Below are 3,975 nucleotides of genomic sequence, written 5' to 3' on the forward strand. Positions count from 1 at the left end.
CTTCAAGACCATCAACGACAATTTCGGCCACCTGACCGGCGATGACGCGCTGCTTTTGATCGCCAGCGCGATTCAGCGCGGCGTGCGCAGCGGCGATGTGCTCGGCCGCATCGGCGGCGAGGAATTTGGCGCCTTTCTGGTTGGCGCCACCGAGCAGGAGGCCAAGCGCGTCGCCGAGCGCATTCGCCGCGAAGTCGAGCTGATCCGCTTCCGGCCCGTCGACGAGCGGACCATTCCGCTCACGGTCAGCATCGGCGGTACTGTCTGCGGCGAGGAAGCCAGCGTGTCGGAGTTGATGCGCGCCGCCGACCGGCGCCTCTACCAGGCCAAGCACCAGGGCCGTAACCTGACGATCATCGACACCGGCATTTCCGAGGCGGCGTGATCCGATCTGCCGCAACCGGCCTGTTAAGAAAACTCTAACCCTGTTTGCACTCGGTTGTACCGCTTAGCCGGGTTTTCACTGCTTTGCGGCCAGACTTGGCACGATACTGGCTTCCACGGTGATGCATGTGTCGTTCCGGGAATTGCCGTTCTGGGAACGCCATGCAGTGCCGAAGCCCAGCCGAGAGACCAGCCATGAGTTTCATCATCAAGAAAATGTCACGCCGCGCGCTCGTGCAGGCGTTGATCGCATTGCCTGCCCTGTCCTTGTTCCGCAAGCTGCCTGATGCCGATGCCGCCGGTCCAAAGCCCGACCCGAACGAGATCGTCGAGGTCGATGGCTGGATCCTGAAGCGGAGCGACCTGGCATGATCTTCGACAGCTACGAGGCGTATCGCGCTGCGAACTTCACCCCGAAGGTCTGCATCCTCGGCTCCGGTCCGGCCGGCATGACCATTGCCCGCAAGCTTGGCGCGGCCGGCATTCCGGTGGTGGTGATGGAGGCCGGTCCGCGCGAATTCAGCGACGACTCGCAGGACTTTTACCGGGGCAGCACGGTCGGAGATTTCTATTTCGATCTCGACATCACCCGGCTGCGGTTCATGGGGGGCAGTTCCAACCACTGGGCAGGCTGGTGCCGCGTGCTCGACAAGCAGGATTTCGAGCCGAAGGCCTGGGTACCCGATACGGGCTGGCCGATCGCCCGCACCGACATCGAACCCTATCTGCCGGAAGTGCGCGATATTCTCGACCTTCCGGCCCTCCGGCCCGATATGCCGATCTCGGACGACATTCGCTGGGTGCAGCTGATCAAGAGCCCGGCCGTGCGCTTCGCCGAGAAGTTCGGCGATGAACTCGACAAGGCCACGAACATCGCGGTGGTGCTCAACACTTGTGCCACCGAACTTGCCGGCGACGGCAGACGCGTGACTGGCGCCAGGCTGTGGTCGAACGGACAGGATGCCGGCTCGTTCAGCGCTGACTATTTCATCGTCTGCACCGGTGGGCTGGAGAATTCGCGGCTGCTTCTGTGGTCCAACCAGCGCTCGAACGGCGGCGTCGTGCCGAATGCAACTGCGCTTGGCCGCTACTGGATGGAGCATCCGACCTTCGAGGGCGGCAACGCCATCCTGGCCGACTACAACGCGTTCGAGGTCGACGCCGTCAACGAGGCCTTCTTCTCGCCGACGTTTGCCGCCATGGAGCGGCTGCAGATCATGAACTTCGGCATCCGGCTGATCGAGACGCCGTATCCCGGGGTCAAGAGCCTTATCGCCGACCTCGCCTGCACGGCGCCCAGCATGGCGGAATGGATGTCCTACCAGCTCAGTCAGCGACTGCGCTGCGCGGCCCAGCTCTACGTCGCCTGGGAACAGGCGCCGCTGGCCTCCAACCAGATCGAGTTGTCGAAGACCGATGTCGACCATGCCGGCGTGCCGCGCATCGAACTGCACTGGAAGAAATCCGAACTGGAACATCGCACCCTTCTCGAAGGGCTCAGACTGTTCGGCGCAACGCTGATCGAGAAGAATCTCGGCCGCGTGCGCATTGCCGACTGGATCAGCAATGGTCAGGACTATCCGACCAACGACGAGACGGCGGGCCATCACCATATGGGCGGCACGCGCATGGGCACCGACATCAGCAAGAGCGTGGTCGACGCCAACTGCAAGGTGCACGGCATGGACAATCTCTATGTCGGCGGCTCCTCGGTGTTCTGCACGTCGGGTCAATGCAACCCGACGACGACGATCACCGCGCTGGCCTGCCGGCTGGGCGACCATCTCAGCAAGGTGGTCACCGCCTGACGGCTGCAGGGCAGCATGCTGCCTAGGGCAGTTCACCGTTTCACGGAACGGCGATCCGCTCTAACTCTTTGTTTGACGCAATTCCGGACGGAAAACCGTTTCACACTTTTCCTGGAATGCTCTAGAGCGTCGCCGGATCGAGCGCCGGCTGGTCCTTGCGCCGGGCGACGATTGCCGCGAAATCGGCGGTCTGGAAGGCATCGCGCAAGGCGTCGAAGGACGGCAGCACGAAATAGGCGCGCTGGAACTTGTCGATCTCGTAGCCGGTGCGCATCACCGTTTCCAGGTCGAAGGGCACGTGGTGGGCGTCCTTGCCTTCGACGGCGAACTGCAGCTCGGTAAACGACGACATAAGGCCGGCGCCAAAGGCCTTCAGCGGCTGGCCGGCCTCCCGCATCAGGCCATATTCGGCCGTGTACCAGTAGAGCCGGGAAATCATCTCGTCGCCACCCAGCGCGATGATGTCGCCGGCCTTCTCGCCATACATCTGCATGAAATCGGCGAACACCGGTTGCGACAGCGCCGGCACATGGCCGAAGAAATCATGGAACATGTCGGGCTCGACAATGTAGTCGAGCTCCTGCCTGGTCCGCAGCCAGTTGGTGACCGGGAAGCGGCGATCGGCGAGATGGTCGAAAAACGGAGCCGCGGGAATGAGCCCCGGCACCGCGACGATCTCCCAACCGGTCAGTTTGCGCAGCTTGGCGCTGACCTCGTCGAAGTCGGGAATACGGTCGAGCAGGCCGAGTTTTTCGACGCCGTCGAGGTAGGAATGGTGGGCGAGCTTGCGCGTCAGTCTGGTCTGGCGGTCGCACAGCGTGCGCCACACCGCCTGCTCTTCATCGCTGTAATCGTAACCCTGCGACACGGTGAAATCGGCACGGCAGACCGAGTAGTCGCCGCGCAATCCTTGCGCCGCGCAGTCGCGGGCGTATTCGGCAACGCTCATCGTCGTCATGGTTTTTCTCCTCGCAAAGCAAATCGCTGACGTGCTGAACGTTAAGCGGATTTGCGGAGGCGAATCGGTTTTGATGATGGCTCGAATTCGGAAATCGGGATAATATTCACTCAGAAATTCCCAGGAAGGAGTGAAAATGCCTCGATTCGATGATTTCGAGATCAAGATGCTCGATGTCCTGCAGCGCGACGGGCGCAAACCGGTTTCCGAGCTGGCGCAAGAGATCGGCCTGTCGACGACACCATGCGCGCGGCGCTTCGAGGCGCTGCAGGAGGCCGGCATCATCAAGGGATTTGCCGCCGTGATCAGCCGCCGCGCTGTCGGGCTGATGGTCGAGGTGTTCATCCAGGTGCGCCTCGTCAGCCACAGCGACGGCTCGCCCGAAAGCTTCATCGCCGCCGTGCAGCGCATGGACGAGGTTTCCTCGTGCTGGACGATGACCGGCGACCATGACTTTCTGCTGCATGTCATGGTGCCGTCGGTCGACGAGCTCAACGCTTTCGTCATGCACCGGCTGATGCGGCTCGACGGCGTGCGCGACGTCCACACGCAGTTGGTGCTGCAGAACATCAAGGGCCCGGGCCATGTGCCGCTCGGGCATCTCAGGCGATGACAATGCCTGCCCTTCGCACTCCTTGAGGAAAAGCTGCACGCAAACTGCTGAAACGGGCCAAGCACGTGTCCACATCGCCGGCCAGCTTGTGCGGACCAACTGCCCAGGAGGTCCGCCATGAAAATCGTCCTGATCAATCCGCCGCACACCGCCATCGGCAGCCGCGTGCCCGACGATCACCTGCCGCCGCTCGGCCTGCTGGCGATCGGCGG

The 3,975-nt window shown here is 62.6% G+C and carries 5 protein-coding genes; 4 read left to right on the plus strand and 1 reads right to left on the minus strand.

Features of this window, described 5'->3' with window-relative positions; all coding sequences use genetic code 11:
- The 3 genes from EN884_RS28430 to EN884_RS28440 all read left to right on the plus strand — a co-directional run.
- On the plus strand, positions 1-385 hold a 385-nt coding region (locus EN884_RS28430), incomplete at its 5' end, for a GGDEF domain-containing protein (RefSeq protein ID WP_164895198.1).
- A gap of 194 nt (positions 386-579) precedes the next feature.
- Positions 580-756, plus strand: a complete 177-nt coding sequence (locus tag EN884_RS28435) for a hypothetical protein (RefSeq protein WP_082826619.1) — start codon at positions 580-582, stop codon at positions 754-756.
- Entirely contained in the window at positions 753-2,192 is a 1,440-nt protein-coding gene (locus EN884_RS28440) for a GMC family oxidoreductase (protein WP_063169723.1), read from the plus strand. Before EN884_RS28435 ends, EN884_RS28440 begins: the two co-directional genes overlap by 4 nt.
- A gap of 121 nt (positions 2,193-2,313) precedes the next feature.
- On the opposite strand, the gene phhA is transcribed toward EN884_RS28440, so the two are convergent.
- Positions 2,314-3,150, minus strand: coding sequence for a phenylalanine 4-monooxygenase (gene phhA, locus EN884_RS28445; RefSeq protein WP_063169722.1), 837 nt, complete (start codon positions 3,148-3,150; stop codon positions 2,314-2,316).
- Between the two features lie 136 nt (positions 3,151-3,286).
- On the opposite strand from phhA, the gene EN884_RS28450 reads away from it, so the two are divergent.
- On the plus strand, positions 3,287-3,763 hold the full coding sequence (locus EN884_RS28450; RefSeq protein ID WP_024502088.1) for an Lrp/AsnC family transcriptional regulator: 477 nt from the start codon (positions 3,287-3,289) through the stop codon (positions 3,761-3,763).
- Positions 3,764-3,975 lie beyond the last annotated feature (212 nt).

Source organism: Mesorhizobium sp. M7A.F.Ca.AU.001.01.1.1 (assembly GCF_004022735.1).
GTDB classification, from domain to species: domain Bacteria; phylum Pseudomonadota; class Alphaproteobacteria; order Rhizobiales; family Rhizobiaceae; genus Mesorhizobium; species Mesorhizobium ciceri.